The organism is Microcoleus sp. N3A4, assembly GCF_036701805.1.
Taxonomy (GTDB): domain Bacteria; phylum Cyanobacteriota; class Cyanobacteriia; order Cyanobacteriales; family Microcoleaceae; genus Microcoleus.
The window spans coordinates 20,532-46,593 of the sequence record NZ_JAUBRJ010000067.1; the positions used below are offsets into that span (position 1 = coordinate 20,532).

A 26,062-nucleotide genomic window follows, 5' to 3' on the forward strand; every position below is an offset into this window, starting at 1 on the left:
CTCTGCCTGGGAACGAGAGAAAACGAGAGAGGAATAATGACTAATGGCTGTAAGCTTCGAGAATTGCCTTAGCCGCTTGATGGCCTGAAAGTGTCGCTCCTTCCATACTATCAATGTAGTCTTGCTGAGTGTAACTTCCTGCTAGAAAGAAATTGGCGATCGGCGTTTTTTGAGCGGGGCGGAAAACATCCATTCCCGGTGCTTCGCGATACAAAGATTGAGCGAGCTTAACTACACTGTACCAAGTCATGTTTAATTCCCGCGCTGAGGGGAATAAATCCTGAACTTGCTTGAGTACGTGTTGGGCGATCGCCTCATTACTTTGTTTAATAAACGGATCTCCCGGTGTCAGCACCAACTGCAACAGCGAACCTTGTCCTTCTTTATAATAATCCTTGGGACTTGTCAGCGCCAAATCTGCAAAACAAGAAAAATCTGCATCTGCTGAATATAGCAAATTATCGATTCCTACAGCGTGGCTCAACTGTTTGCGCTTGGCTTCGTCTTCCAGTTCCGTTACCCAACCGTCGAACCGCAATTGTACTGTAGCGACCGGCACCGCATCTAATTTATAAATGTTGTCAAATTCTGACCATTTGCGCCAAGCTGGGGGCAATATTTTCTGAATTCCCGGCACGTCGCAGGCGAAAACGTAAGCGTCTGCGGTAATAGTTTCTTCCGTTTCGCCGTTAGCTACTAGCAAGCCTGTCACGCTGGTTTTTTCGCCTTCTTCAAACTGAATTTCTCGGACTCTGCGCCGCGTGTAAATTTTTGCTCCTTTCTTTTCCAAATATTCCACAATTGGTTTGTGCAAATATTCGTTGGGAGAACCAGCTAGCATCCGCATGACAGAGGCTTCGGTTTTCGATGCAAAGAATTGAAAGATTGTCAACATACACCGGGCTGAAATATTTTCAGTGTCGATAAAACCCAGTGCGTAGGCGATCGGATTCCACATTCTTTTGAGCGAGTTTTGGTTGCCACCTTGGCTGCGGAACCAGTCAGCAAAGCTAATTTTATCCAAATCGCGGATAGTTTTCATCGCTCCTTCAAAGTCTATCAAACCGCGGACGATCGGGCTAGTTCCCAGGGCGATCGCATTTTGAATTTTGTCTTGTACGGATAGCTGAGATGTCGTGAAAAATGCCTTCAATCCGTGCAAAGGAGCACCCACGGGAAAACGAAAATCCAAAGAACCGGTTTCGCCGCCTCGATTGATAAAAGTGTGGACGTGTTCTTTGAGGAGCAAATCGTCAAAAGCTCCCACTTTTTTCATCAGGGCAAATAAGTTATAATAGCAGCCGAAGAAGACGTGCAAACCCATTTCAACGTGATTGCCGTCGGGATCTACCCAACTGCCGACTTTGCCGCCGACAAAGGGGCGGGATTCAAAAATTTCTACTTCGTGGCCGGCCTCCACTAAATCGACTGCTGTGGTCATTCCAGCCAGTCCCGCACCTGCGATCGCAACCCGCATTTTACCTATCCTTTCCAGTATTTTTACAGATTGTAACAAAATTTAGAATATCAGAAATATTATTAAAGTTCGTAAATGCCGATCGACACTTGTATACCCCTCTGAATTCTTGCTAGGACATCGGCACTAAGTTGACCGTAAGGGCCTTGTTCTAGAAATGTCTGTCGCAAAGCAGAAACGTTTTCACATACAGCTAGAGAATCAGCTTGCAATCCTCCCTCACCCGCAGGAATCAAGACGCGAGTAGGATTTTCTACTCCTGCAAGGTTACTGGTGAAAGGAACAACAATGACAGAATCGGTAAACTCGTTGCGGATATCGGGAGAAACCACAACTACAGGTCTTTTTTTTGTATCTCCTAACTGACGCAAAGCTCTTGAAAGGTAAATCTCACCTTGGCGAGGATAAGTGTTCGCTGTTGAGTTAGAGTCCATCGCTGCTCCATGTTTCTTCTATCTGTTCCTCTACCAAATTAAACCATTCTTCCTCAAACTCAATATCTTCTTGGCTGCGGTTTTGATAAAACTTCCGCAACTTATCTTCTATTTGCTTAGCGTACCAGAGACGGAGAGCTTGCTCGATCGCCTCCGTCCAATCATCAGTAAGCTGGTCTATTTTCTCCGCGAATTCAGCATCAAGGGCGACTAACACTTCTCGCTTTTGAGTATAATTTGACATCATTCTCCTGAATAATTAAAAATTTAAAAAAATGACAGTTGACAGTTGATTGTTGACTGTTGAATAATGTTATTGGTTAGTGGTTATTAGTTATTAGCAGTCCCAAGCAACTGCCAACTGCCAACTACCAACTCCCAACTGTCAACAGTCAACTGTCAACTGCCAACTGCCAACTGCCAACTGTCAACTGCCAACTGCCAACTGCCAACTGCCAACTGTCAACTGTCAACTAACTTTAAAACATTGGCATCAACTGAAGAGGCCCAATTCCCAAGTCTTTAGCAGACACCCAGCGCACCTCAAATAAAGCAACCATATCCTTAAACTGAGGCTGACCGCGAGAAGCACCCATCAAGCCTTTAGCAATCACCAAACCGCACCAACCGTTCGTTAATTTACAGCGGCGCTCCCACTTTTGGCGAGCTTCCTGATGCACCGGATCGTTTTCATTAAACTCCCCAAACAAATACAGATCCCCATTTTTAGCTTGCAAAATACCCAAGTCGTATTGCTCATCTTGAAAAGGATCTTCGCCCGGATTAAAACAAATTGCCTTCACTCCTCCAGCTTCTTTCAAATCTTGAATCATAGTTTTCGCCTTCGGATGAGAAGTTTGGATCATCACCACCGGCAAACCGTCTCCGGCGGTATTAATATCAATTTCTGCACCTTGGTGAAACTGGGCAGTTGCCCGCAGAAATTCTACCGTTCCCCAAGGTACGACGCCCAGACTCAAAAATGAATTTTGCGGCACCAAATCGTCCCGCAGCAGCGGCATTTCAAATTCATCATCCTCGTCATCATCATCGTCATCACCGAGCATCTCTAATAATTCGTCGGACACCTCGGGCATCGTCGAAACTTTAACGGATACCTGTTGAATTTCTCCGTCAGGCTGCGGAACAGGGATGCGGTAGCGGCTGCTAAGACTGGGAAACGTCTCTGCTCCCAATTTCCGGCGGCCGTTGCGGAAAAAGCGGTGAAATGCTTCGAGAGCAACTAACATCGTGAGGGCTTCTTCTTCGTAAAGAATCGATCGCAATCCTTCTAAAGGATGGAGGTTGCCAAAATTCGGTTCAATTTCCGATGGAGGCAAATCCGCTAAATCAATTTCTTCTTCGTCGTCCTCATCAATATCGGCGACACTTTCAAAGGTGAGAAACAAACAGTCTTGCCCTAAAAAAGCCTGTTCTAAATTTTCAAAAGATTCATCGTTGACGACTCGCTCTCGAAACCGCTTCAAGGATTCTAGAGAACGGTACAGCAAAACTCCGTAATCCATTCTGCCTTGCCCCAATACGGACACGTAGAGGCTGGCGACATCCCACTGATTGATTTCAATAGATATAATTTGGTGTTCGCTCAAAGTCCGCCACGGAGCATCGTGCCAAATTTGAGCAGCTTTTTCCATTAAAACTTCAGCATACTGAGGGGGCAACTCAGGAGGTCTGTTGATCGCCACCTCTTCCATGCCGCGAAATATTTCGTCAATTAGGGGCAATTCCGGCACGTAGTCAATGGAAATGCCTAAATCTTGAAGTACGCCCCGCAGATAAAATTGAATTTCTCGGTTTTTGACTACTATTTTTTGGGGGCGGACTGCTGGACCCGGACTTTGGGGATGTTCCATTGCCCGCAGTAGAGCCCGGACGATCGCCTCTGGGCCGGCATCTGGGCCTATCATGTCCATAGCCCTCACGACGCCTTCAGAGCCATCCACCCAGAGAATGCACTCGCCCCCGCCTTCTAGAACGTCATCGTCCTCTATCATCAGGTGCGAGTCAGCATTAGATAAGGGTCGGCGGTCGCCCTCCCACACGCTGGGAATTTGAGGTAAGTTTTGTAGCCGACGAAGAGTAGAGCGATTCAGCGCTGCCATAGAGTAAGCCCGTTGGGTGAAGCATTGTTGCGGTGCCCGTAGCCGGTCAACCGCTGCTTCTCAATCATAAACCCTATAGGGGGAGAGGACATCGAGCTTGGGAACTAGGCTCCACGGGAATTAAAAATTCAAAGCTCGAGATTCAGCCTCAGCATCTAACCGAATGCCTTCTGGCGAATGGCTGTACAATGGATAGATAAGATTAAACTCTTAGCATTAGACAGTCTCAGGAGTTCGGCAATTATGACTCAAGCCATTTCACAAAAGCGGGGCATTCAAATGACGGACTCTGCTATCCGTCAAGTTTTAGCTCTGAGAGAAAAACAAGGTAAAGACCTCTGCTTGCGCGTAGGGGTGCGCCAGGGCGGATGCTCTGGTATGTCTTACGTGATGGATTTCGCAGACCCCAGCACTGTGAAAGCGGACGATGAGGTGTTCGACTACGACGGTTTCCAGGTAGTGTGCGATCGCAAGAGCATTCTTTATCTCTACGGTTTGGTTCTCGATTTCAGCGATGCCATGATCGGCGGCGGCTTTCAGTTTACTAACCCCAACGCAACTCAAACTTGCGGCTGTGGCAGTTCTTTTTCTACATAAATTGGAAAATAGGGCATTGGGGATTGGTAATTGCTAATTGCTGAGAATGCCTCGGACTGCCTTGCTGCGTCCCGCACCCAATGCTCTTTCCCATCTAAAATCTCAAATCCAAAATCCAAAATCGAATGACCCCTGAAGAATTGTTTAAAGATGGTTTCGATCGCTACCAAGCTGGCGAAGCCCCTGCTAATCTGATTCCCGTGTTTAAAGAAGTGTGCGAGAAAGCTCCCAAAAATGGCAATGCCTGGGCTAGCCTCGCGTGGCTCTACCTGTTGGAAAATAAACCCGCACCGGCTCAAAAGGCAGCCAAAACCGCCGTTAAATTGAACCCTCACGACCCCCAAGCTCGCATCAACCTCGCAGTCGCGATCCTCGACCTCAAAGAGAAAGGAGTGCGCCCCCACGTAGAAGTCGCTCAGCAACTCCTGATGGCTTCGGAAGAGTTACTAGACGAAGTTAAAAAAAACTTTGAAGAAGGATTAAGCCGAAAACCGGACTGGAAGAGTCTCACCCGCGTTAAGCAGTGGCTGTTTGAGCCGTAACCGCTCAAACAAGTCGATTTTTGGGCGGGGATCGAGGGAATCGGCTTTGCGGTTTATTACGACATCGTAATAAATCAATAAATAACTTTATGGAAAACTCAGGAAGTCAGTGCTAGTATTTGAAAACTTAGACGATTGACAAATCCGCTCAGCGGTTTTCATACTTCACTACCATAATACTAGGAGTTGTAAAGACATGAGCACTGAAAGCCACGTTAACATCAAGCCAGCAACCCGCAACCACAAAGGTTTCTTTATTCAGCCCGCTTCTTACAAGTTGATGAGCATTGATAAATCCGGCTGGGCATTGATTTGCATGGACAAAGCAGTTTGTCACTATGTAGATCCGGATGATTTGCAATTGCCGAATAAATCAGGAATGTCTGAAGGTTAATTCTGAAGTTTTGAGAGACTTTAAGATGCTTTATTTGAGTAGCTGCCCTCCCTAGAGAGGCAGCAACTTTTTTTTTGTCAACTTTTTTTGTCAGAAGCAAGTCCGGCCGTGAAGCAATGTCAGGGGTTTAACGCATAGAAGGAGAGAAGGAAGAATTACCAATTCCCAATTCCCTAATTGTTAGATTTCAAGGCAAAAAGCATCTCAAGCTGAGCAGTTGTCGGTTCTGTCGAAACTGTGGCTACGCTAACTCCTCGGAGAGAATTGAGCAATTCAGCGACGGGCGGCGAAACTAAATTTGGCTGTACTGCTAGCAAGTAACGGTTAGCCCAAGACATGGTTTTTTCCATATCTATGTAAAAGTAACCTTGGTTGGCCTGCGGTAAAGAAGTGGCGATCGCCTGAAAACTCGGACTGCTGCTTAGCGGTTGCGGTGGCGTCGAAGTGATCGCATCGACTAAAGGCCCGCCGAAAGCTACAAACACAGCATTTTCATTCAGCCAACCGTGCCCGAATAACGTTCCTTGCTGGGGTATTTGCCACTCCGTAACCTCTTTGCCCTCAACGGTTCGAGGGGCGACGCTGACTGTAGGATTGCTTTTGGCGATCGCATCGAGTTTTTTCAGGGTTGCTTCTGCCGCGGGGCGATCGCTCGTTTCAAAAATCATCGCCGCCCCCATCCCCAACTGAGACAAAATACCTCGATCCGAACCGATCGCCCCGATCGCAAATTCCCCGTTCATCCAACCAAAAACATCCCGATCCGCATCCAAATCCAAGCGCTTAAAACTATCCCTCACCTGCTGAACTCCCCTGTCAACTTCCGGGCTATCTTTTGCCTCTGCTGTCGCCTGCGACCAAATTCGATCGATTCCCTTGCCGCCGACTAAAGCAATAGTTTCGCCGGGAAATCTGGGTAACAATTTCGATGCGAATTGTGGATTTTGCTGCACCAATTTAGGGTCTAACTGAGCGATAGTTTTTACCCTCAATCCCGCACTGTCCGCCCCAATTCCCGCTACCAAAGACTTAACTTGTTTGAACTGCGAAAACACTGTCCAAGGCAACTGGATATCTGCGGGCAAATTAGCTTTCAATTGCTCAATTGCAGCAGGATAGTCAGCAATATAAACAGTTGCGATCGGATTCTTGACACCAGCACTCTCTGCAAAAAACTTAGTTGTGCTCTGCTGGGTGGCGAGGGAGGGTTCTCCTTTAAAAGTATCGATCGCCAATTCCACAGGCTTTCTCAAAGGAGCCATCACTAATTGGTCGTTCAGCAAAGCCACACTGTAGCGCTTGCCGGTTGGCTCTGCAATCTCAGAAATTTTAACTCCTTTATACTCGGTTTCTTGAGTAGTTGCACCTTGCTGAGATTTTAATTTATTCGCAAAATTCCAAGCGCTAATTTTATTTTTGACGCTGACTACAACCAGCAGCTTAGGAGGCTCTGTTTTCGCCGCAGCATCCGGGGGCAACAAAGCGACCATCACCCCCCCTAACCAAGGCTTTAAGTCCCTGTCAAAGTCGATTTGAGTGCCTGCCAAGCTTTGTTCTTGAAAGGTCTTCAAACCCAGGCCGACCAACTTTTGAGCCCCAGGGGTGCCAAATCGCTGCAACTGTGACAGCGCTTGGGGATTGGGGGAGATGAACGCGGCCATCATGGCTTCGTCAGGTATAACTTTGGCGCTCTCTTGAGGGTTGAATACTTTGTTGTTCAAACCCTGGAAGTAGAAGTAGACCGCGGCGCTACCTGCTGCGACGATGGCGGCAGCAATTAGAAGCTTTGGTTTTTTTGCAGGCATTGTTTTTAATCCTCGCGTCCTTTATCAGTTTAATGAAAATACACTTGGCTTGTGTGGAGGCGATCGAGGCTGCTCTTGATTTTTGTATAATTCAAAACAAGTTTGGACGATCGTCTAAACTACTGTTGATGTGCATTGCGGGTAAAAGATGAAAGTAGCGATCGCGGGAGCAACGGGATTTGTAGGTAGTCGGCTGGTGGAAAAGCTGCAAGCTGCGGGACATCAAGTTGTGGTTTTGAGCAGGGATGCGGCGAAGGCTGGCCGAGTTTTTCCGGCTTCAGCTTATCCGAATTTGGAAGTTGTCGCCTACACTCCTGCGGAGTCTGGTGATTGGCAAAAGTCGATCGCGGGCTGCGATGGTGTTGTAAATTTAGCTGGGGTTCCAATTGCGGAGGAAAGGTGGACAGAGGCGCGCCAGCAAGCAATTCTGGACAGTCGCAAACTGACGACGGCAAAATTGGTCGAGGCGATCGTCAATGCTAATCCTAGACCATCTGTGTTAGTGAGTGCATCGGCGATCGGCTATTACGGAACCAGCGAAACCGCTGAGTTTGACGAAACGAGCCTCGCGGGAAACGATTTTTTAGCAGCAGTTTGCAAAGACTGGGAAGCAGCCGCCCAACCTGCAAAAAATGCGGGAACGCGGCTAGCAATTTTGCGGCTGGGGATAGTTTTGGGAATGGGAGGCGCGTTGGCAAAAATGCTGCCAGCTTTTAAACTATTTGCAGGCGGCCCGATTGGCACTGGGAAACAGTGGTTTTCTTGGGTTCATCGCGAGGATGTGGTTGATTTAATTCTGTATGCTTTGCAAAATTCGCAAGTTGAAGGAGTTTTGAATGCGACAGCACCGAATCCGGTGCGGATGAATGAATTGTGCCACACTTTAGGGGAAGTTTTAAAGCGGCCTTCTTGGTTGCCGGTGCCAGGTTTTGCTTTAGAAATGCTTTTGGGAGACGGGGCAAAACTTGTTTTGGAAGGGCAGAAAGTGTTGCCGAAACAAACTTTAGCTAGCGGTTTTCAATATCAATATCCGACGCTGAAATTAGCACTCGAAGAGATTTTATCGGGAAGCTAGGAACCTACGGAATAGAACCCGCCGAATAGAATTCGGATGCTCCACAAACAAAGTCCGCAAAGGCGGACTGGAATATATTTCCTCGTTACCAGGCTCTGCCTGGTAACGCAGAACCAGAGGCTCTGCCTCGCTTTTGCCGAAAGCAGATGAACAATCAAGAAATAGCAACCGCATTTAAAGTTCCCGCAGAACTCCCATTTCTTCAAGCTATCTGCTGGCAAATTGCTGATGTCAAAAAATTGACTCTCAAGGAAATGCTATGCCGCTACGAATCTGGCTGGAATTATTGGGGAGTTTTGGGAAAACCTAGCTCCGAGGAACTGGCTTTTATTCAACAAATCAGCCAACAGCATCAATCTTGGTTAATAGCGGAACTGGGAAGCAGTTTTTCGCCCAAAAATCCCGAAAATTGGGTAAGTTCTCAAGCAATGTTTAAACGCGAAATTCATCAAAAGATATTAACTGTACTCAGCCACTTGAAGGTCGAATTTCTACAGGAATGTCGGGCTTATTTTGGCGGCGGAACGCTGGTAAGTATGGAACACGGAGAATATCGGTTGAGCCAGGATATTGACTTTATGTGTCCGATGGATGATGGCTACCGTGTTTGAATCAAATTGATAGTATAGCAGAACAGTTGTTGGCAAATGCCGATCGACAGTTGAGCGATCGGGTAAATTCGAGAGATTTAATCGACTTGGCTATGCAAAGGCTGGCGAGTGCTATTCCCCAAGAGGCGATCGACAAAGCTGAAGCAGCTTATCAAGTTATGGAATCGCTCGATCGAGCGATTCAGTATTTCCAACATCGTCCCGATAATCGGGAAAAATGCTATGAGGTTTTGAGTATGGCAGAGCCAAATCAAGTTATTGACGGTATCGATTTACTAGCTCAGGATTTAGGCCGGGAAATCACAGTCAGGACATTTAGCGAAACGATAAATAATACTAATTCTCAAAACTCATGCAACAGTATCGCTCCGGGTGCGTCGCCACCCTTAAATCTTAAATAATATCCACAATCTTTGAGCGACGCACCTTACACAATATTTCAGTAAACAAACCTACACTCATCATTGTTGCTTTCTGGAGGCGAGAATTGGTATAACGTTGATTAATAAGTGGTCAGTTTCGCCTGCAAACTGACCACTTATTACCCACAGTCAGGACACGGCGCCGTGCCGTTTCCCGAAAATTAATCGGGCGATGGTTACATCTCTGATGGAGTGTTCGTGATTATTTTGGGGTAGGGAAACGGCATTGCCGTGTCCGACCTTGCCGTGTTGTCGGTGGTTATATCCGATCGCACTCACAGAGCAATTTCATCATCGAATCCGGTTGATTTTACCAGTTATATCAATTCCGCGCTTCATCGTCCTGGTAGAATCGAGAAGGGCAGTGAACAGTCAACCATCATTGTGTTTTTCGACGGACGTACAACAGCGAACAGTCAACAGTTATTCCGGTGCAACCGGAATTGATATCACTTATTTCTCAGCAAGAATCCCGTAAATTTCCCGTTTAACTTGTTCTAAAAGCTCGCGCACCCGATTGATTCGCTCAACATTGCCACTGCGAGCAACTTGCATCACAGCAGCAGCTAATTCTGTTGTCACATTCCGCAACTCAATAAACTCTTGGGGCTTACCCATCATTACGGTTTTGAAGGCATCCCAAGGAGAGCCTGAAGTTTCCTGTTGGGCACGCTCTGCCAAGAGTTGTCTGCCCTCATCAGTAATCGTGTAAATCTTCTTACCGCCTTCCTGTGTGCTGCTTAGATAACCACCGTCCTCCAGCATCTGGAGTGTTGGATATACTGAGCCGGGACTGAGACGACGGAAACCGCTATTGTGGGTTTCCATTTTTTTGATCAAGTCGTAACCATGAGCAGGGTGTTCGGATAACAATTCCAGCAGGATGAACTTGATGTCACCCCGACGAGTCCGGTGTTCATCTCCCCACCCGCGACCCAATGGTTGATCCCCAAAGTGTGGGCCGTGATGCTTGCCATGATGCTTGCCGTGTTCCTTGCCATGCTGGAACCAATGACTGATAAGCGATAGATCCTCTTCACTGACTCCTGCCGATACAAGTGCCGGAAAGTGGAAACGAAAGTGTCTAAACATATGTGAATCCAAAATCAACTTTCTCTACTATACGACATATCGCGATATATCGGTAACTTTCAGATAAAGATTTGTAAAGATAGGCTGTGCTTGGGTTTTTTGGTTTCGGGCAAAAGCCTGTCCTCGTTACCAGGAAGGAGTCTGGGAACGAGCTAAACCCAGTTTTTGAGTCCCCACGCGACCCTCCAAGAAACCGGGTTTCTGCGATAATTGTGGCATCCTCACCGAGATTTTGTTAAGAAACCCGGTTTCTGAGGCTCCACGCGCGCCTAATTCAAGAAACCGGTTTCTGCGATAATTTTGGCATCCTAACCGAGATTTGGGTAAGAAACCCAGTTTCACAGTCCTCACGCGATCGCGCCCTGAGCAAAGAAACCGGGTTTCTGCGACAATTTAGGTATCCTACCGAAGATTTGGAGAAGAAACCCGGTTTCTGAGTCCCGGCGCGATCAACTCTAAAATATTTACAACACTAAATCAGGATAGATAAACCTGAGCATTAAAATCGCAAATGTATGACCGCAAAAATACACATCAGCAACTTGGGTAATTCTTTAGCTTTGCCAATACCGGACTATATTGTAAAATTTTTCAACCTGAAAGCAGATGATTCAGTAATTTGCAGTATAGAAAATGGAAAAATGGTCATAGAGCCTGTAAATCAGAAAGTTTCAAAATATACCCTAGATGAATTATTAGCAGGCGAAATAGAACCCAGCGAAGAAATCTCTTGGGGGAAACCAGAAGGAGAAGAAGTTTGGTAAACTATATCCCCGAACGAGGTCATTTCATTCGCCTCAATTTCGATCCTCAAGCAGGACACGAACAAATGGGTATTCGACCTGCACTGGTTGTGAGTCAAACTAAATTTAACCGAAAAATGGGGTTTGTGTTTGTCTGTCCTATTAGCACCACACAACGCAAAAATCCGTTTTATGTTCCCATTCCAGAAGGTGAAGTGGTGACAGGTGTAATTATGACAGATCAACTGCGTTATGCAAGATTATCGCTCAAGGCAAGCAAGTTTGATTGGTGAATGTCCAGAAGATTTAGTTAAAGAAGTATTGAAGCGAATTGAACCTATCTTGTTTGAAAATATAACTGTTGAGGAGTAGTTAATCATCAAGAATACGGCAGTTTTGTAGTTTGCATTAACAATATCGACCCTAATCCAAGAAACCCGGTTTATGCGATATTTTTGGCATCGTCGCCGAGATTTGGGTAAGAAACCCGGTTTCTGAGTCCCGGCGCGATCGCGCCATCTACATAACTTATTTCATGTTATTATAAAATCACTTGAGAGCAGAAGGGAATGACAATGCAAACCCAAGAAAAACCAGCCATAGAAAAAAAGCAGCAGACTGAGAAACGCTACTACACGCCAGAGGAATATCTCGCATTAGAAGAAGTTGCGATCGACAAAAGTGAATATCATGATGGAGCGATCGTACCAATGACAGGCGGAACAACCAACCACAACAAACTCGCACTGAATTTTTGTCGCAAATTCCCCTTGACTGTGAATGGTCAAAATTACGAGACATTTATCAATGATGTGCGCCTGTGGATACCCCTAACTCGCCGCTACGTCTATCCCGATATCATGGTTATTCAAGGAGAACCAGTCTATCAAGGAAGTAACAAAACAATTGTCACAAATCCTCTGGTAATCGTTGAGGTTTTGTCCAATTCAACCAAAGACTACGATCGAGGTGGTAAATTTCTTGCCTATCGCTCAATCCCTGAATTTCGAGAATACATTTTAATAGACCAATACAGCTATCACATCGAACAATTTGCAAAAAACTCTAATGGTAAATGGGTATTAACAGAATATGATTCAGACGAATCTGTATTAACCCTAGAATCCGTAGAATTTCAAATGCCGCTGAGAGAGATTTACGAACGAATTAATTTTGAAGTTGAAGACGAAGAAGTAAACCAGCCAACAAGTGAAATTCCAGAATAAGATCGAGTCCGCGCCAACCTGTTCAAACACCAGATTTGTTTGGGACTTTTTCTCGATCGTGAGCTTTGAGCAAAATCCCCACATCGGGTCCAGCGGGGATAATGCAGCCGGGATTCAGCGGGAACAAATTGCCGTAATAATCGCGCTTCACAGCCTCCAAATCGCAAGTACCCGCAACTCCTGGCAACTGGTACAAGTCGCGCAGATAAGCTCCCAAATGCTCGTAATCCTGAATGCGGCGCAGATTGCATTTGAACAGGCTGTAGTAAACGGCATCAAAACGGAATAGAGTAGTAAAAAGCCGCACGTCTGCTAAAGTTACCCGATCGCCACAAAGATAACGGCTCATCAAGAGCGATCGATCGATCTCGTCTAAAACAGCAAACAATTCACTGCAAGCCGAGTCATAAGCAGCTTGAGATTGCGCGAAACCGCAGCGATAAACGCCGTTATTCACCGATTGGTAAATCTTCTCATTCCACTCGTCAATTTGCGATCGCAAATCCAGAGGATAAAGATCCATTTCAGGATTGCGAGCAAACTCGTTAAACTCCGAGTTTAGCATCACAATAATTTCCGAACTCTCGTTATTGACGATCGCCTTTTGCGAGTCATCCCACAACACCGGCACCGTACACCGCCCCTGATAGCCCGGTAAAGCCAACTGGTAAAGTTCGGGCATCGTGTTGCAGCCAAAAGTCTCCGACTCCATCACCCACATTCCCCCTTCAGAGGGATAGACAATCGACACCGATATCGCATCTTCCAGCCCTTTGAGCGCCCTCGTCACCAGAGTGCGGTGCGCCCAAGGGCATCCCGTACCCACGAAGAGGCGATACCGTGCTGTGGCGGGCTGGTGAGGGTTGTCTGCTTCTGTGCTGACAAAGTTGCGAAAACTGCTGCTGGGGCGAATGTATGCTCCCGTGCGATCGGGCGGCGCTAGTTTTGACATCATTAATTGCCACATTGATGTCCAGACAAATTTGCCGAGCTTGACTGTTACTGATGAAGGAAGTGATTTGTTTTTCACAATGCGATTAAAAGAGGTTTGCTAAACATAATCTGCTTATTTTAACTCACATTGCGACGTTTATTCCCTCGTCCCCAGGCTCTGCCTGGGAACGCAGATCCAGAGGCTCTGCCTCGCTCTGTTCCCTCACCTGAGAACGAGTTTTCTAGTATCTGCCAGAGGTTGTGTCACCATAAGCTCGATCAATCAATTGGCGAGCAACCGTCTGAATTCCCGTATATTCGTAATAATTGGTAGTCATGTCTAAAAACGCCGCCACATAATCCAATTTGTCATCGGTAACATCAACATATTGCTTGAGATTGCCTAAAACTGTGGCGGGAGTTAAGCCGCGAGACTGTACTAAATTGTTCATCCAACCTTGCGCTGAAGCGAAAGTTGCTGTCACAAATCCGAACTTTTGCGAATTATTTGCGCCTGGAATTAGGTTGCTGATATTTTGGAATGTTGAGTTTTGCTGCAAGGCTGAAGGATTCAATCCACCTAGGGTATTTTGTGCTACTCGAATGAAGTCCGGGCCGAGGGGAATTAAACCGTCAGCGCATACTAATGCAGCCATCCGCATCAGAGATTCGCCTTTGTAATTTGATAAATAATTAGCAAAGCTTCCCACATTGTCAAGGGAAATATTGTTAAGTTTGCAGAAGGCAATTAGCTCGATCGCCACTTTGACACACAAGTCGATCGTTTGAGTTGTGTCGGCTTTGGGAGTGAGGCGACTCATGAAGGAGAGAAAGCCGATTTTTTCGCCGATTTTATTCGCCATAGCCGTTGCACCTAACGCACTGTCGGCGCTGTCTGCTAACTGGTAAAGCCTGACTGCGCCTTGATATGGCTCGTTGGGGTTGGCGTAAAGCTCGATCGCGCGATCGCGAATTTTCCGAACTAATGTGCGATCGGTTTCTCCTGTCACCGCTTGAATAGTATTATCAAAACCCGTGAGATTATTCCACTCCCCCGGAACCACAAAATCCAGGGATTTTAGCATCATCACAGTAATCCCAGAAGAGGGCAAATTGTCAACCAATTCAACAATTGATTTGCTCACGACAAACTCCTAAATAGCCTGATTTAAAGTGTTCTATCAAATACTCCAACTTCGGCAAATCCGATTCCAGATTCCGGGTAAATTCCCCCGAACGAAGTAGGTAGGTACAAATAAATATTACAGTACGATAGCCAGGTTTGTCCTACTCTTATCTTTTCCCTCTGCTCGCTCCTCTGCGTTCTCTGCGCCCTCTGTGGTTCATTAAAAAAGTCTTTTTCCCAAAACATTTGCATTTCACTCGCCATCACCAAGTTAAGTTTCATTATATTGACCAACTCAAAAGCGCCCAAAGGTGTTAAAATAAATGGCGCAAAATAGAAAAAACTAAAATATGACTGTTGCAGTTAACAAAACTCCGGGATTAGCCTCGCGCTTAGTAAATGGTGTACTTTCCATCAAGCCTTTGGCCAATCTAGCCAAGCACCAAGCGCGGGAAATGATGATAAAAAGAGCCGAAAAAATCGGAGTGCATTGGCGACAAGAATCCCAAGCACTTTTAGCTCGAAATTGGGATGCAGAATTGCTCAGCGTCCAAAATCCCGATCTTGTTTACCCGAAATATTATCTAACTTCATTCCACGCTTATGAAAAAGGTAATATGAGTTGGGAATCTGCTACAGAAGTTGAAGTTGCCGCCCGTACAGTTCACGCGGGAATTTGGCCGGAAGCGGGTGCAGAAGGCGATGCTAAACTCCGCGCCAGCTATCACGAAGTCATCAAATCTCAAATTGCTTCTTCACCGCAGGATATTGTAGATTTGGGATGCAGTGTCGGAATGAGTACCTTTGCTCTTGGGGATGTTTACCCGGAAGCGAAGATGACTGGGGTGGAGTTGTCGCCTTATTTTTTAGCAGTTGCTAAATACCGTTCTCAACAGCGAGAATCAGAATCTTTAAATCAAAAATCTCCGACTTGGGTTCACGCTGCTGCTGAATCTACTGGTTTGCCGGCGGCTGCTTTTGATTTAGTTTCTATTTGTTTAGTTTGTCACGAATTGCCGCAGAAAGCTACTAGAGAAATATTCCGGGAAGCGAGGCGTTTGCTGCGTGTTGGCGGACATTTGACAATTATGGATATGAATCCTCGGTCGGAAGTTTATGCCAAAATGCCTCCTTATATTTTGACTTTGCTCAAGAGTACGGAGCCTTATTTGGATCAGTATTTTGGGTTGGATATTGAGCAAGCTTTAGTTGATTCTGGTTTTGCTGCGCCGACAATCACTTGCAATACAGTCCGACACCGGACTATTGTTGCTGAGGCAATAAATAGTTAGGTTTGATGTTTCCAAAAATGTTTGCGGTCGATGATGCTTGAAAAGTGTATTAGACCGCAACTGCGGTGCAATGAAAAACAGTTAGATTATTCCAATCGCCCGGAAATACAAAATTATAAATAAATTGGTTATGAAGAATTGAGCAACTTCTGTCAGGCTTCTTTGATGTTAAGGCGATAGCTTATATATACGCCGAGGAGGAAACTTCATTGACTACAGCAACTGTTGCTACCTATTACGCTAGATTCCGCAAGGTGCTTGAGTACATTGATGCTCATCTGGACGATGACCTTACTGTCGATCGGCTCAGCAACGTTGCTGCATTCTCGAAGTATCATTTTCACAGGCAGTTCTCTGAGCTTTTCGGGGTTAGCGTATACAAATACGTCCAGCTCAATCGCTTGAAGCGCGCTTCTTATCAACTCGCATTTCGCGATCGCCATCAGATCGTTGATATCGCGCTGGCAAATGGTTATGAAAGCCCTGAATCTTTCGCGCGCGCATTCAAAAAGAGCATAGGGCAGACCCCTTCCGAGTTCAGAAAGCAACCGCAGTGGGATACTTGGCACTCGATTTACCAACCATTAAGTGACTTAAGAATCAACCACATGAAACCAGAAAATTACCCCGCACAAGTCAAGCTAATCACCTTTAAAGACACCAAAGTTGCCGTGCTTGAACACCGTGGCGACCCAAATCTGATAGGGGAGTCAATACGCAAGTTTATCGAATGGCGAAAGCAGAACAATCTATCACCCAAAGTCAGCGCTACTTTCAATATTCTCTACGACAATCCAGCCGAAACCTCACCTGATGATTATCGCTTGGACATCTGCGCGTCAACTCAACGCGATGTGACTGAAAACTCATTTGGGGTTGTAGAAAAAACAATTCCCGGCGGTAAATGCGCTGTATTACGACACATCGGTTCCGACGACAATATCGGTGAGAGCGTCAGGTATTTGTATTCGGAATGGCTCCCGCTAAGCAAAGAAGAACCGCGAGACTTTCCACTGTATTTCCAGAGAGTCAGCTTTTTCCCTGATGTACCAGAACATGAGGCGATTACAGACGTGTTTCTTCCACTTCAGTAAAATCGCACAAAGAAATGTCACATTTTATCTCTTAGTCTGCGGAGGCGGACTTCGTTTGTATAGTTGGGGGTGAAAATCGAATGCTGAGCGCCAGCACATTCGATTTTCACTCCCAAAGCGGTTTCAACCGCCGGACTTTTTAAATCTGAGATTAACATATTGCGCTATGCTACAGTAGATACTTTTTCGTACTCTTCACTGTGTTTTTGCACTGCATCCCAGATATCAACTTTTTGCTGAAGATTGAGCCACAGTTGAGGGCCATTCCCTAACGCTTTCCCAATCCGAATTGCCATGTCTACTGTAACTGGTCTTTGACCTAAAACAATTTCGTTGACACTGCGGCGGGATACACCCAGTATCTCAGCAAACCTGGTTTGAGTCATTTCAATATCTTCAAGCACATCTGAAATGACCTCGCCCGGATGTACTGGTCTGACTTTCCTCCCTTGAATAATGTTTTGTATGTCTTTCATGCAACTCTCCTTTCGGTTTAAGTTAATTTTTTAGATTTTGTTTTATGGGCTAGTGATAATCTTCGAGAGCTATATCGTATGCGTTGTTATCCTGAAATGTAAAAGTTATACGCCAATTACCTGATACCTTTATTGACCAAGTTCCCTGTCTATCACCTTTAAGCTCGTGTAAATCATAGCCTGGTATTCTAATATCATCTATAATTATTGCTGTATCTATTACTTCAAGTCTTGCTCTTGTCCTTTTTTCAAGTTCTTTAGGAATTCCTTTTGCATTACCTTCCCTCAATAATCTTTCTAATGCTTTATTTTTAAAAGTTTGTATCATGTGAAATAATCCTTCAATCAAGGCTGAATATCCAGTTCATAGCACTTATATATATTAATTAAAAGTTTTTGTAACTTTTGAGATCACTTTATTAATGTAACCTATGAGGTTACAGATGTCAAGCCTAAAATGATTGCAAAAGCAAAAATCGCTCCAATCTACTAACAGGGCTGGATCTGGGAGAAGGAAAAAGCGATCGTAGCGGCTGAGCTAAGCGGATGGTGTTGGCGGTCAATGACGCTCCAAAACTGGATTCGATCGCACTAGCGGTAGAATTAAAAGTTAGACAGCAGTCTGAGCTAGAAGATTTTGATAGAACCCTAAAAGAAGGACATCATCATGAACCCGACAGCCCCCGCTCAAAACATCCTCGATTGTTTGCAGGTTATCTTGGATGCCACTGCATCGAAAAACTACGAGCTTTTTACCACAGTGGGCGATGCAGGCTACAAAACGAGCATTACACAAAAAATGTTTGACGATGTTAGCGAGCAGCTTGCTTCCCGCATGAAAAAGGGCTACTCAATTAATTATTTTGGTGAGATAAAACAAGGTAATTCTCCGATTTATTTGTGGAAGCTGAGTTTTGAAGATGGTGGAGATGAATTTGTGGTACACATGACTATGAATGGAGACAAAGTTGCTGGGATTTTCATCGAATGATACAGCATATTCCATGTATATGTGGTACACAAAATCTTGTAGTAAGTAAGGTGCGTCGCCATCAACAATCAATCTGCAAGTTCCATTGAACCTGCTTCGCAGCGACGCACCCTACATAACACGTACCACACAATATAGCTGAAAAGTGTACTTCATGAACCTGGAAAATGCTGTATATCTTGCTTGACAGAGCGTTTCACTGAATCTAACGCCGATCGCCCACAACTGTTAATCGAAACCGATCGGGCGGAACAAAGGTGATTCCCCGGCGGGCGGGACGAATTGGCCGATCGATATTCGATACAAACTCGCGCGCCGACAGCACTGTTGCTAACACTAGCTTCATCTCAAACATCGATAGCGCCATCCCGATGCAGCTTCGACTCCCGCCTCCAAACGGTAAAAATTCAGAGGCGGAAAACTTGCGATCTAAAAAGCGATCGGGATTGAACCCGGCCGGATTTTCGTAGGTTTCAGGGCGACGGTGCGCCAAATAGACACAGGGGATTAAAATCGTTCCCGGTTGATAGGTATAGCCTTCGAGTTCGATCGTCCGTTTCACCTTGCGCGGCTGCGAAATTAAGGCAATTGGATAAATCCGCAGCGCTTCCTTGCAGACTGCTGTTAAATAGGGCGACTGCGAAAGCGCGATCGGATCGGGATTCTCGCCCAATTCATCCAATTCCTGCCGCAATCTAGCGAGACATTCGGGAAATTGATGCAGCCAGTAAAACGCCCAAGTCAACGCCGATCCAGTGGTTTCATGTCCCAACAACAACAGCGTCATCAACTGATCGCGCAATTCTCGATCGCCGATGGATTCGCCGGTGTCGTCGCGGGCCATCATCAACACCGACAGAATATCCGTGCGAGACGAATCCAGAGAATGCGATCGCCTCTCGGCAATTTCCGCATAAATCAGCGAGTCAATCTCCGCCATCTGCTGCAAAAACTGCCCCCACGGACTCCAAGCCCCCAAATTTTGCTGCAACGGTTCAAAGAAAAATTGTATGGAGTACAGTTCAGAGGTAATCGCTTCTAAAAGCCTGCTGAGCAGTTGTTTCAGGCGTTCGTAGCGCTCTCCCGGCACTAATCCAAACACGACTTGCAAGATTACTTGCAGCGAAATTTCTGACATTTCTTCGCGGACTGCGATCGCATCTGGGGCTTTCCAGTCGATCGTCTGCTTTTTCGTCAAATCAACAATCAAATGCCCTTGACTGTGCAACTGTTCCCGATGCAGCGCGGGCATTAATAGCTGTCGCTGTCGCAGATGTCGCGGCCCTTCATTCATAATTAGGGATTCATTTCCCACCAGCGGGCGAAATACGTTGGTCACTTTGCCAAACTCAAAGGCATCGGCTAACGTCGTAAACACCGCCTGAATGGCTTCTGGACGGCCCAGAAACACCACGGGGGGCGAAGCGGGCCCCAACACGCGGGCGGTAAATGTATCGCCGTATTTGGCAGAATAGCGATCGAAAAATGCGATCGGGTCAGCTACCAGCGAAAGCGTTTGGAACAGGGCAGGAGAACGAGATCCGGTAGGCAGCGTCATTGCAAAACTGGCGATACACAATGTTTCTAGTGTATATCGATCGACCTTGCACCCTGAAATTTATCTGCGATCGATGGCAAAGGCAAGTAGCAACAATAGTAATGCTATCGGGATCGATCGCAGATTGTAGGGCTAGCTTCCCAGCCTAAACTGCTAACAGTTGTAGGTTTAGATGAAATGGATGCTAGCGATCGTTTGGTTTGGCATTACGATCGCAAAAATCAAATGACCGAAAGCATCCAGGATACAAGCCCCCGGATTCATCCGTCCAGAAATAAAAAACCTGTATCCGATAAAGGAGCCCCCGAATTTATCCGTGGGGTCAATGCTTCAATTCTTTAATCTAAAATCTAAAATCTAAAATCGATTGACTTTGGGATACAATTATTGTAAAAGCTGGTAGCCAGTTGGCTAAATTTGTTATGACATTAACATCTCGTGTTGTTCATAGCGACCCCGATATTCTGGGGGGAATCCCTGTTTTTGTTGGGACTCGTGTGCCAATGAGAACCCTACTTGATTATCTTGAGGCTGGTGATTCATTAGAGGTATTTCTAGACCATTTTCCTAGTGTCAGTCGGCAACAGACAATTGCAGCTCTTGAATTAGCAAAGGAAATGCTGACAGCCTATGCGAATCCTGCTTGATGAATGTGCCCCACGACCTTTAAAGCGTGAACTTGCTGATTACGAGATACGCACAGTTGTTGAGATGGGATGGTCAGGAAAAAAAAACGGTGAATTGCTGCAGCTTATGAGTCAAGAGGGCTTCACGATTCTGCTCACCACAGATCAAAATTTGCGCTATCAGCAAAACTTGCAGCAAGCTGGAGTTGCCGTTATTGTTCTTGTCGCATCGAGCAACAGACTTCCTGATTTACTTCCTCTGATACCAAATGCTCGTAACGTGTTGAATGCCATTACTCCGGGGGAAGTGATTGAAGTCGGAGGTTCTTAAACCCACATTCCGCAGATATTCAAGCAGATTTAATGATTATAAATTTGTGGAAATTCTAGCTTGAAAGGGTGGTTCCGCAGATTGTACGGCTAGCTTCCCAACCTAACATGACTGTTTTACGCTCTACTCCCCAGGCATAGCCACCGACTTCTCCAGATTCTCGAATGACTCGGTGACACGGAATTAGATAGCCGATCGGATTTTTACCGATCGCATTTCCTACAGCTCTAGCAGCAGTTGGGCGTGCTACCATTTGAGCTATACTCTGATAAGTTGCGATCGCACCAAAGGGCAATTGCAAAAGTGCTCGCCAAACTTGAATCTGAAAGTTAGTGCCTTTTACCAAGAGCGTTAGTGGTTTTTGTTCGCTGAGAGTTTCTGAATTTAAAATTAGGTCACACAATGATTGAGTGGTTTGCTCGTCGCGGATAATTTCAGCGTTTTTCCACGTCAATCGCAGTCTTTGTGAGGCGGTTTGTTCGTCTGTTGTATCCAAGAAATAAAGATTACAAATACCGCGGGCAGTTGTCGCGATTAAAGATGTGCCAAAAGGGGTATCGTGAATGCCATAGCGAATTTGTAAACCTGCTCCGCCTGCTTTGAACTCCCCTGGTGACATTGCTTCTAAGTTCACAAATAAATCGTGCAATCGTCCTGGACTCGATAGCTTCACGTCCAATGTTAGGTCGAGAAGGCTTTTAGTCTGAGTGATTTTTGACTTGGCATATTCAACTGTCAGATATTGCAAAAACCGCTTGGGGCTAATGCCGGCCCATTGAGTAAATAGCCGTTGAAAATGATATTCACTAAGTCCGATGTGTTGTGCCACAGTTGCCAGATTGGGCTGGTTTAGGTGGTTTTGTCGCATAAAGGCGATCGCCCGAGCAATCCGGTGATAATCTTCGCTAGCACAGACACTCGCATTCTTCATCGAATTCATCTGTCTAAGTCAAGGGAATTTGGGTGTTTCCTCACTTTAGCCATAGAGCAGGCTCAAAGCCACCCGTTTCTTGCGGTGAATGCAGCCAGTCGATCGATTTTAGATTTTAGATTTTAGATTGAAGAGATTGAAGAGATTGAAGAAAGCGACCTCACCGATCGAACCGGGGGCTGGCGATGAGGATTCAAAGCTTTTTTTTCACTCCACGGATTCCTCGGACGAGTCGATTTGAGATTTGAGATTTGAGATTTTAGATTGAAGAGATTGAAGAAAGCGACCTCACCGATCGAACAGGGGGCTGGCGATGAGGATTCAAAGCTTTTTTCTCACTCCACGGATTACTCGGACGATTTGTAACCAAATTTTTTGATTGTCAGTCGATTAACCGAATTCAGCCCTCACCCACCGCGCAACTGCGTGACCAAGTGAACTAATTCCGGTAAAATTAGCTTTTCCACAGCTAGTTTCACGCCATTGCTAGAGCCCGGAAGAGAAAAGACTAACTTGCCTTGATACACGCCTGCAACAGCGCGAGAGGCGATCGCCCTCGAACCAATTTCTTGATAGCTCAAGAACCGAAATATCTCCCCAAATCCCGGTAAAATCCTGTCGAGCAAACTCTCCATCACATCGTAAGTCGTATCTCGGGGAGCGATGCCCGTGCCGCCGTTAAAAATGATTGCATCCACATCTTCACGCTGGGAAAACGCCTGCATTTGCAATACAATTTTGGCCGCATCATCTTTAACAACTGTGTAAGCTACCACAGAGTGACCCGCATCTTTTAGCAGCCTCTTAGTTAACAAGCCGCTCTTGTCTGTTTCAGCCGAGCGCGTGTCGCTAACAGTAATGATAGCGCAATTTACGGTTATTTTAGATAAATCGGGGTGAGGAATTTGCGTCATAGTTTCTTGTTCTAAGTAATCGGCAACTGGCAACGGGCGATCGGCTAATTACCAATTACCAATTACCCATTACCCATTACCCATTATGCCTTGCTAAATCCTAAGCCGTTTGCTTCCGAGTAGCGTTTCATGAAACGCATAAATCGATCCCATTCTTCGGGACTTCTCATTAGATAAAGAGCTTCTAAACCCGCAGGCTGACCGTTGATGAACTTAGCCTTAACCTCGCGAGTGAGGATTTCGCCTTCTTCGTCGATCATGTACATTCCAGTAATCTCTTCGGTACTGGTGCTGCTGAGAGCTTTGGGATTTTCAAAGATAAACGTGGCAGTGCCTTGAGCTCCCGTTTTAGAACGGGTTAGGCGCACTTCGGGTACAGAATCTTCGTCCATACCCCGAGAAAATTGAATTTTAGCCATAATCTGACAGTCGAACCTTAAGGATTGCTTAATGTTTAATCATAAAACGATTCGGGTACTCGCAAATCAAGACTTGGGAGAGTGGAAGTGCGCGAGAGTGGGGGAGAGTGGGGGAATCAGAGACAAGGAGAGGGAGATGGGTTGGTTCTTTGTACCTGATATCGTTTCCGGCTGCATCGGAATGATACCGAGGACACCGCGAGTGCAAGAGTGTCCCTACAATTAATCGGGGTAGGGAAACGGCACTGCCGTGTCCTGACTGTGAGTAATATTAATTCCGATGCTACGGGACTTAGGATCGTGGATTAAATAACTTCCGTAGGTTGGGCCCGTGGCACGAACCCTCCGTTTCACTCCGCCCAACAATCAAGCGTGGGGTTGGGTTTCGTTTCTCAACCCAACCTACAAAAAATGCAAGTTATTTAATTCTCATTCCTTAGACGATGTAGGGAGAGTTAATTGGCTCTGCCCGCTTTGTGGCTACCAGAGTTTGGTAGATGAGCGCGGATATCTCGCCGCGGGTGATGTCGCGGGCGGGGGAAAGCTTTTCGCGCGCGGGATAGTTGACCACGATTTTGCGCTCTGTGGCGGTTGCTATCTCGTCGGTGGCAAAACTGGGAATCAGAGCTCGATCGGCATAAACGCTCAAAGAATTGGGGTTTCCGCCGACAAACTGCAAGCCGTTTACCAAAGATACGATCGCCTGAACTCTAGTCAAATTCTGCTCCGGGCGAAACGTGCTGTCTGGATATCCCACCAAAAACCCAGCTCGATTGGCTTGGACGATCGCTCCCTGCGCCCAAAAATCCGCCGCCACATCCTTAAAAACCGTCGCCTCGCGGCGCGGCACCAATTCAAACGCCTTCGCCAACACAGCCGCATACTGAGCCCGAGTTACACTCTCGTAAGGTTGAAAAGTGCCGTTGGGAAACCCGCTAACAATATTCATCTTTGCCAAGCGATCGATAAAATCCTTGGCCCAATGCGTGCTGATGTCGCTGAACTTTACCCCCCCAGGAGTCGGAGTCGGAGTCGGAGTCGGAGTCGGCGTCGGCGTCACATTGCCCAAATCAAATAAACCTTTCACCCGCGAAGAATTGAGCTGATTTCCCACCGCAGAAATCTTAACCCCAGTCGCGTTTTGCAAGTCTAATTCACCGTTATTCAGAAAAATATTGCCGCCCAAATCTTGAGCCGTACCAATATCTGGCAGCGACTTCCCCACCGCAGTCAAACCGTCTTCAGTATTTTTTTCAATGCGATTCTTGCGTAAAATCGGCTTAGATTCCCCCGCTAAAACGATACCCGAGCGATTTTCCAAAATTTGGTTATCAGCAATCAAAGGAGCCGACTGAGCTTGCAGAGAAATGCCGAAACCCGTCTTTTGAAAAATATTGCGCCGTATTACTCCTTTAGCAGTTCCCGCCGTAATTACGCCAGCCGCTGAGTTTTCTACAAATATGTTGTCGAGAATCGCAGGATTAGCGGTTCCCGTGGCAAAAATGCCTTCGCGCTTGCATTGAGTGAAAGTGCAGTTAGCCACAGTCGGAGAAGTTGACTCAATCCAGACTCCCGTGCCGCGAATCTCCACATTGGTAACAGTTACTCCGCGCAATTGGGCCTCGGTTGCTAGCAGTATAGTGATATTTTGACCTGCAGAGGTGGGACTTACAAATTTGCCGCTGCCTTGAATCAGAATGCCTTTCCCTTTGTTAGCTTCATTGCCAATAACTTTTACTCCCGAGGGAATTTCCAAGGGGAATTTTTCGCCACTAGCAGCGCTGTAAGTTCCCGGTGATAACTGAATCGCAGTTCCCGATGCAGCGCGGCCGATCGCGCGGGCGATCGTTTTGAATGGAGCCGATTGAGTGCCGGCTGCGGAATCGCTGCCTGTTTGCGCGTTGACGTAAAGTGTTGTCATGTTTTTGTTGAAGAGATAATTGGCGATCGAGCCTTGATGCACTTTTCATTCTCTACCAACCTGACCCCGGATCTATATTCACCTTTGATTGAGGAGATTATTTAATTGCACCGTATCCGCAAAATCACGGATCGGGAGTGGCAATCGCAGCGGGATTGTCCCTACAAAAGACTGTATTTCTCGTTCCCTGCAAAAGCAGAACCCGACTTATTTAAGAAGTCCGGGCTCTGGGGATGCTATTTTTTTCAGATGTTGCCAAAACCACTAAATTTTCGACCGCCTCCACCGGAAAATCGAACGTTTTGCTGTCATGTACGATCGATCGAGATTCCCTGCCCCAAAACCTTAACCGCTGCCGCCAAATCAGTTTCACCCATTAAAATGCAGCGTCTTAGCAAATCGATATCCAGCGTTTCCAATCCTGACAGTTGACTCTGAATTACTTGCTCGTAGCCATCTTCGCGGAGATGATACAGCCGCAGCGTGCCATCTTCCCAAAACCAGATTTCAGGCACGCCCAAAGCCCGATATTTTGGCAACTTGCTCAGTCCACCGCTAGTATAAACCACCTCGATCGACAAATCGGGTATCAACTTAGGTTCTCCCAAACAAAACGATTTGTCTGTTTGAGTAGAAGCTTCTGGCGTCTTCTCCTGCGTCATTGAACCAGAAGGGTAAAACTTAATAGCTGGTAAAAGTATAGTCATTTATAGGCATGGGAGGCTTCAAGTCCCTCCCCCTTCACTTTTACTTTGAGCGGATTGACCCGCCTCGGCTGAACTACGCAGCTCCCTATCCCATTGCTGAACGCATTTGGGATTGCTTTTCTGAGGATGATTAAAGTCAGTGAAGGAGTCGCCTCCTCCACTGCTCTCCAAAACGGAACGTGATAGTTTCCCATCATTCCGC

31 protein-coding genes and 1 pseudogene are annotated in these 26,062 nt (G+C 46.3%); 15 read left to right on the forward strand and 17 right to left on the reverse strand.

What is annotated here, in order from left to right:
* Positions 1–40: 40 nt before the first annotated feature.
* The 4 genes from zds to QUA56_RS28540 form a co-directional block, all read right to left on the reverse strand.
* A complete protein-coding gene (gene zds, locus QUA56_RS28525) occupies positions 41–1,477 on the reverse strand; it encodes a 9,9'-di-cis-zeta-carotene desaturase (protein ID WP_333365034.1) in 1,437 nt (478 codons plus the stop codon).
* A 62-nt stretch (positions 1,478–1,539) separates the two neighbouring features.
* Positions 1,540–1,911 carry a type II toxin-antitoxin system PemK/MazF family toxin gene (locus tag QUA56_RS28530; RefSeq protein ID WP_333364898.1) on the reverse strand — a complete coding sequence of 124 codons (372 nt, stop codon included), beginning with the start codon at positions 1,909–1,911 and terminating at the stop codon, positions 1,540–1,542.
* Positions 1,901–2,158, reverse strand: a complete 258-nt coding sequence (locus tag QUA56_RS28535; RefSeq protein WP_333364900.1) for a hypothetical protein — start codon at positions 2,156–2,158, stop codon at positions 1,901–1,903. The genes QUA56_RS28530 and QUA56_RS28535 overlap by 11 nt, the downstream gene beginning before the upstream one ends.
* 232 nt (positions 2,159–2,390) lie before the next feature.
* A complete protein-coding gene (locus tag QUA56_RS28540) occupies positions 2,391–4,034 on the reverse strand; it encodes a DUF6930 domain-containing protein (RefSeq protein WP_333364902.1) in 1,644 nt (547 codons plus the stop codon).
* A gap of 243 nt (positions 4,035–4,277) precedes the next feature.
* On the opposite strand from QUA56_RS28540, the gene QUA56_RS28545 reads away from it, so the two are divergent.
* From QUA56_RS28545 to QUA56_RS28555, 3 genes are all read left to right on the forward strand, one after another.
* Positions 4,278–4,631, forward strand: a complete 354-nt coding sequence (locus QUA56_RS28545) for an iron-sulfur cluster assembly accessory protein (RefSeq protein ID WP_333365036.1) — start codon at positions 4,278–4,280, stop codon at positions 4,629–4,631.
* 125 nt (positions 4,632–4,756) lie between these two features.
* Positions 4,757–5,173, forward strand: a complete 417-nt coding sequence (locus QUA56_RS28550) for a tetratricopeptide repeat protein (protein WP_333364905.1) — start codon at positions 4,757–4,759, stop codon at positions 5,171–5,173.
* Between the two features lie 196 nt (positions 5,174–5,369).
* Entirely contained in the window at positions 5,370–5,567 is a 198-nt protein-coding gene (locus tag QUA56_RS28555) for a hypothetical protein (RefSeq protein WP_332984883.1), read from the forward strand.
* A gap of 173 nt (positions 5,568–5,740) precedes the next feature.
* Here QUA56_RS28555 and QUA56_RS28560 read toward each other — a convergent pair whose 3' ends face one another.
* The gene (locus QUA56_RS28560; RefSeq protein ID WP_333364908.1) at positions 5,741–7,372 is read right to left on the reverse strand and encodes a DUF3352 domain-containing protein; all 1,632 of its coding nucleotides are present in this window, start codon (positions 7,370–7,372) and stop codon (positions 5,741–5,743) included.
* Between the two features lie 148 nt (positions 7,373–7,520).
* Between QUA56_RS28560 and thyD the strand changes: the two genes are divergently transcribed.
* The 3 genes from thyD (at position 7,521) to QUA56_RS28575 (ending at position 9,459) form a co-directional block, all read left to right on the forward strand.
* Entirely contained in the window at positions 7,521–8,447 is a 927-nt protein-coding gene (gene thyD / locus QUA56_RS28565) for a thylakoid membrane protein ThyD (RefSeq protein ID WP_333364911.1), read from the forward strand.
* 146 nt (positions 8,448–8,593) lie between these two features.
* A complete protein-coding gene (locus QUA56_RS28570) occupies positions 8,594–9,058 on the forward strand; it encodes a nucleotidyl transferase AbiEii/AbiGii toxin family protein (RefSeq protein ID WP_333364914.1) in 465 nt (154 codons plus the stop codon).
* Positions 9,055–9,459: a hypothetical protein gene (locus tag QUA56_RS28575; RefSeq protein ID WP_333364917.1), complete on the forward strand. Its 405-nt coding sequence runs from the start codon at positions 9,055–9,057 to the stop codon at positions 9,457–9,459. Before QUA56_RS28570 ends, QUA56_RS28575 begins: the two co-directional genes overlap by 4 nt.
* A gap of 474 nt (positions 9,460–9,933) precedes the next feature.
* Here QUA56_RS28575 and QUA56_RS28580 read toward each other — a convergent pair whose 3' ends face one another.
* Positions 9,934–10,572: a PadR family transcriptional regulator gene (locus tag QUA56_RS28580; protein ID WP_333364920.1), complete on the reverse strand. Its 639-nt coding sequence runs from the start codon at positions 10,570–10,572 to the stop codon at positions 9,934–9,936.
* A gap of 515 nt (positions 10,573–11,087) precedes the next feature.
* Here QUA56_RS28580 and QUA56_RS28585 point away from each other — a divergent pair.
* The 3 genes from QUA56_RS28585 to QUA56_RS28595 all read left to right on the forward strand — a co-directional run bounded on the left by QUA56_RS28585 (position 11,088) and on the right by QUA56_RS28595 (position 12,541).
* On the forward strand, positions 11,088–11,336 hold the full coding sequence (locus QUA56_RS28585) for a hypothetical protein (RefSeq protein WP_333364922.1): 249 nt from the start codon (positions 11,088–11,090) through the stop codon (positions 11,334–11,336).
* Positions 11,330–11,608: a type II toxin-antitoxin system PemK/MazF family toxin gene (locus tag QUA56_RS28590; RefSeq protein ID WP_333026529.1), complete on the forward strand. Its 279-nt coding sequence runs from the start codon at positions 11,330–11,332 to the stop codon at positions 11,606–11,608. The genes QUA56_RS28585 and QUA56_RS28590 overlap by 7 nt, the downstream gene beginning before the upstream one ends.
* Positions 11,609–11,890: 282 nt before the next feature.
* A complete protein-coding gene (locus tag QUA56_RS28595) occupies positions 11,891–12,541 on the forward strand; it encodes a Uma2 family endonuclease (RefSeq protein WP_333365039.1) in 651 nt (216 codons plus the stop codon).
* Between the two features lie 22 nt (positions 12,542–12,563).
* Here QUA56_RS28595 and QUA56_RS28600 read toward each other — a convergent pair whose 3' ends face one another.
* Both QUA56_RS28600 and QUA56_RS28605 read right to left on the reverse strand, forming a co-directional pair.
* Positions 12,564–13,508, reverse strand: a complete 945-nt coding sequence (locus tag QUA56_RS28600) for a glutathione S-transferase C-terminal domain-containing protein (RefSeq protein WP_333365042.1) — start codon at positions 13,506–13,508, stop codon at positions 12,564–12,566.
* A 208-nt stretch (positions 13,509–13,716) separates the two neighbouring features.
* On the reverse strand, positions 13,717–14,619 hold the full coding sequence (locus QUA56_RS28605; protein ID WP_333364925.1) for a hypothetical protein: 903 nt from the start codon (positions 14,617–14,619) through the stop codon (positions 13,717–13,719).
* 331 nt (positions 14,620–14,950) lie between these two features.
* Between QUA56_RS28605 and QUA56_RS28610 the strand changes: the two genes are divergently transcribed.
* Together QUA56_RS28610 and QUA56_RS28615 are read left to right on the forward strand one after the other, a co-directional pair.
* Entirely contained in the window at positions 14,951–15,892 is a 942-nt protein-coding gene (locus tag QUA56_RS28610) for a class I SAM-dependent methyltransferase (protein WP_333364928.1), read from the forward strand.
* Positions 15,893–16,101: 209 nt separating this feature from the next.
* Entirely contained in the window at positions 16,102–16,986 is an 885-nt protein-coding gene (locus tag QUA56_RS28615) for an AraC family transcriptional regulator (RefSeq protein WP_333364930.1), read from the forward strand.
* Positions 16,987–17,150: 164 nt separating this feature from the next.
* On the opposite strand, the gene QUA56_RS28620 is transcribed toward QUA56_RS28615, so the two are convergent.
* Positions 17,151–17,462 carry a HigA family addiction module antitoxin gene (locus tag QUA56_RS28620; RefSeq protein ID WP_333364934.1) on the reverse strand — a complete coding sequence of 104 codons (312 nt, stop codon included), beginning with the start codon at positions 17,460–17,462 and terminating at the stop codon, positions 17,151–17,153.
* Positions 17,463–17,511: 49 nt separating this feature from the next.
* Entirely contained in the window at positions 17,512–17,811 is a 300-nt protein-coding gene (locus QUA56_RS28625) for a type II toxin-antitoxin system RelE/ParE family toxin (RefSeq protein ID WP_333364937.1), read from the reverse strand.
* A gap of 318 nt (positions 17,812–18,129) precedes the next feature.
* Here QUA56_RS28625 and QUA56_RS28630 point away from each other — a divergent pair, with 318 nt between their 5' ends.
* A complete protein-coding gene (locus tag QUA56_RS28630) occupies positions 18,130–18,453 on the forward strand; it encodes a hypothetical protein (protein ID WP_333364940.1) in 324 nt (107 codons plus the stop codon).
* 205 nt (positions 18,454–18,658) lie between these two features.
* On the opposite strand, the gene QUA56_RS28635 is transcribed toward QUA56_RS28630, so the two are convergent.
* On the reverse strand, positions 18,659–20,011 hold the full coding sequence (locus QUA56_RS28635) for a cytochrome P450 (protein WP_333364942.1): 1,353 nt from the start codon (positions 20,009–20,011) through the stop codon (positions 18,659–18,661).
* Positions 20,012–20,433: 422 nt separating this feature from the next.
* Here QUA56_RS28635 and QUA56_RS28640 point away from each other — a divergent pair, with 422 nt between their 5' ends.
* Together QUA56_RS28640 and QUA56_RS28645 are read left to right on the forward strand one after the other, a co-directional pair.
* Complete coding sequence (locus QUA56_RS28640) at positions 20,434–20,658, forward strand: DUF433 domain-containing protein (RefSeq protein WP_333365011.1); 225 nt, start codon at positions 20,434–20,436, stop codon at positions 20,656–20,658.
* Positions 20,642–20,968 (forward strand): DUF5615 family PIN-like protein, encoded by a 327-nt coding sequence (locus tag QUA56_RS28645; RefSeq protein WP_333365013.1) that lies wholly within the window; start codon positions 20,642–20,644, stop codon positions 20,966–20,968. The genes QUA56_RS28640 and QUA56_RS28645 overlap by 17 nt, the downstream gene beginning before the upstream one ends.
* Positions 20,969–21,023: 55 nt before the next feature.
* Here the strand turns inward: QUA56_RS28645 and QUA56_RS28650 are convergent, their stop codons facing one another.
* The 3 genes from QUA56_RS28650 to psb28 all read right to left on the reverse strand — a co-directional run bounded on the left by QUA56_RS28650 (position 21,024) and on the right by psb28 (position 23,232).
* Positions 21,024–21,908 (reverse strand): methylated-DNA--[protein]-cysteine S-methyltransferase, encoded by an 885-nt coding sequence (locus QUA56_RS28650; protein ID WP_333365016.1) that lies wholly within the window; start codon positions 21,906–21,908, stop codon positions 21,024–21,026.
* 398 nt (positions 21,909–22,306) lie between these two features.
* The gene (locus tag QUA56_RS28655) at positions 22,307–22,813 is read right to left on the reverse strand and encodes a MogA/MoaB family molybdenum cofactor biosynthesis protein (protein ID WP_332983213.1); all 507 of its coding nucleotides are present in this window, start codon (positions 22,811–22,813) and stop codon (positions 22,307–22,309) included.
* 83 nt (positions 22,814–22,896) lie between these two features.
* Positions 22,897–23,232, reverse strand: coding sequence for a photosystem II reaction center protein Psb28 (psb28, locus tag QUA56_RS28660; protein WP_333365020.1), 336 nt, complete (start codon positions 23,230–23,232; stop codon positions 22,897–22,899).
* 31 nt (positions 23,233–23,263) lie between these two features.
* Here psb28 and QUA56_RS28665 point away from each other — a divergent pair, with 31 nt between their 5' ends.
* Positions 23,264–23,458, forward strand: a complete 195-nt coding sequence (locus QUA56_RS28665; protein WP_333365023.1) for a hypothetical protein — start codon at positions 23,264–23,266, stop codon at positions 23,456–23,458.
* Positions 23,459–23,668: 210 nt separating this feature from the next.
* Here QUA56_RS28665 and QUA56_RS28670 read toward each other — a convergent pair whose 3' ends face one another.
* The 3 genes and pseudogenes from QUA56_RS28670 to QUA56_RS28680 form a co-directional block, all read right to left on the reverse strand.
* Complete coding sequence (locus QUA56_RS28670; RefSeq protein ID WP_333365026.1) at positions 23,669–25,153, reverse strand: DUF1565 domain-containing protein; 1,485 nt, start codon at positions 25,151–25,153, stop codon at positions 23,669–23,671.
* Positions 25,154–25,461: 308 nt separating this feature from the next.
* Positions 25,462–25,860 (reverse strand): Uma2 family endonuclease, encoded by a 399-nt coding sequence (locus QUA56_RS28675; protein ID WP_333365029.1) that lies wholly within the window; start codon positions 25,858–25,860, stop codon positions 25,462–25,464.
* Positions 25,857–26,062: pseudogene (locus QUA56_RS28680) on the reverse strand (hypothetical protein); the annotation flags it as partial. The gene QUA56_RS28675 and the pseudogene QUA56_RS28680, both read right to left, overlap by 4 nt.

Bases quoted from the DNA above. Each gene is read 5' to 3' on its own strand.
- QUA56_RS28570 (WP_333364914.1), top strand. From the start codon at position 8,594: ATGAACAATCAAGAAATAGCAACCGCATTTAAAGTTCCCGCAGAACTC.
- QUA56_RS28630 (WP_333364940.1), top strand. From the start codon at position 18,130: ATGAACCCGACAGCCCCCGCTCAAAACATCCTCGATTGTTTGCAGGTT.
- QUA56_RS28530 (WP_333364898.1), bottom strand. From the start codon at position 1,911: ATGGACTCTAACTCAACAGCGAACACTTATCCTCGCCAAGGTGAGATT.
- QUA56_RS28545 (WP_333365036.1), top strand. From the start codon at position 4,278: ATGACTCAAGCCATTTCACAAAAGCGGGGCATTCAAATGACGGACTCT.
- QUA56_RS28665 (WP_333365023.1), top strand. From the start codon at position 23,264: ATGTTTAATCATAAAACGATTCGGGTACTCGCAAATCAAGACTTGGGA.
- QUA56_RS28540 (WP_333364902.1), bottom strand. From the start codon at position 4,034: ATGGCAGCGCTGAATCGCTCTACTCTTCGTCGGCTACAAAACTTACCT.
- QUA56_RS28550 (WP_333364905.1), top strand. From the start codon at position 4,757: ATGACCCCTGAAGAATTGTTTAAAGATGGTTTCGATCGCTACCAAGCT.
- zds (WP_333365034.1), bottom strand. From the start codon at position 1,477: ATGCGGGTTGCGATCGCAGGTGCGGGACTGGCTGGAATGACCACAGCA.
- QUA56_RS28610 (WP_333364928.1), top strand. From the start codon at position 14,951: ATGACTGTTGCAGTTAACAAAACTCCGGGATTAGCCTCGCGCTTAGTA.
- QUA56_RS28655 (WP_332983213.1), bottom strand. From the start codon at position 22,813: ATGACGCAAATTCCTCACCCCGATTTATCTAAAATAACCGTAAATTGC.
- QUA56_RS28595 (WP_333365039.1), top strand. From the start codon at position 11,891: ATGCAAACCCAAGAAAAACCAGCCATAGAAAAAAAGCAGCAGACTGAG.
- QUA56_RS28555 (WP_332984883.1), top strand. From the start codon at position 5,370: ATGAGCACTGAAAGCCACGTTAACATCAAGCCAGCAACCCGCAACCAC.
- psb28 (WP_333365020.1), bottom strand. From the start codon at position 23,232: ATGGCTAAAATTCAATTTTCTCGGGGTATGGACGAAGATTCTGTACCC.
- QUA56_RS28670 (WP_333365026.1), bottom strand. From the start codon at position 25,153: ATGACAACACTTTACGTCAACGCGCAAACAGGCAGCGATTCCGCAGCC.
- QUA56_RS28620 (WP_333364934.1), bottom strand. From the start codon at position 17,462: ATGAAAGACATACAAAACATTATTCAAGGGAGGAAAGTCAGACCAGTA.
- QUA56_RS28585 (WP_333364922.1), top strand. From the start codon at position 11,088: ATGACCGCAAAAATACACATCAGCAACTTGGGTAATTCTTTAGCTTTG.
- QUA56_RS28560 (WP_333364908.1), bottom strand. From the start codon at position 7,372: ATGCCTGCAAAAAAACCAAAGCTTCTAATTGCTGCCGCCATCGTCGCA.
- QUA56_RS28675 (WP_333365029.1), bottom strand. From the start codon at position 25,860: ATGACTATACTTTTACCAGCTATTAAGTTTTACCCTTCTGGTTCAATG.
- QUA56_RS28635 (WP_333364942.1), bottom strand. From the start codon at position 20,011: ATGACGCTGCCTACCGGATCTCGTTCTCCTGCCCTGTTCCAAACGCTT.
- QUA56_RS28640 (WP_333365011.1), top strand. From the start codon at position 20,434: ATGACATTAACATCTCGTGTTGTTCATAGCGACCCCGATATTCTGGGG.
- QUA56_RS28600 (WP_333365042.1), bottom strand. From the start codon at position 13,508: ATGTGGCAATTAATGATGTCAAAACTAGCGCCGCCCGATCGCACGGGA.
- thyD (WP_333364911.1), top strand. From the start codon at position 7,521: ATGAAAGTAGCGATCGCGGGAGCAACGGGATTTGTAGGTAGTCGGCTG.
- QUA56_RS28650 (WP_333365016.1), bottom strand. From the start codon at position 21,908: ATGAATTCGATGAAGAATGCGAGTGTCTGTGCTAGCGAAGATTATCAC.
- QUA56_RS28535 (WP_333364900.1), bottom strand. From the start codon at position 2,158: ATGATGTCAAATTATACTCAAAAGCGAGAAGTGTTAGTCGCCCTTGAT.
- QUA56_RS28580 (WP_333364920.1), bottom strand. From the start codon at position 10,572: ATGTTTAGACACTTTCGTTTCCACTTTCCGGCACTTGTATCGGCAGGA.
- QUA56_RS28645 (WP_333365013.1), top strand. From the start codon at position 20,642: ATGCGAATCCTGCTTGATGAATGTGCCCCACGACCTTTAAAGCGTGAA.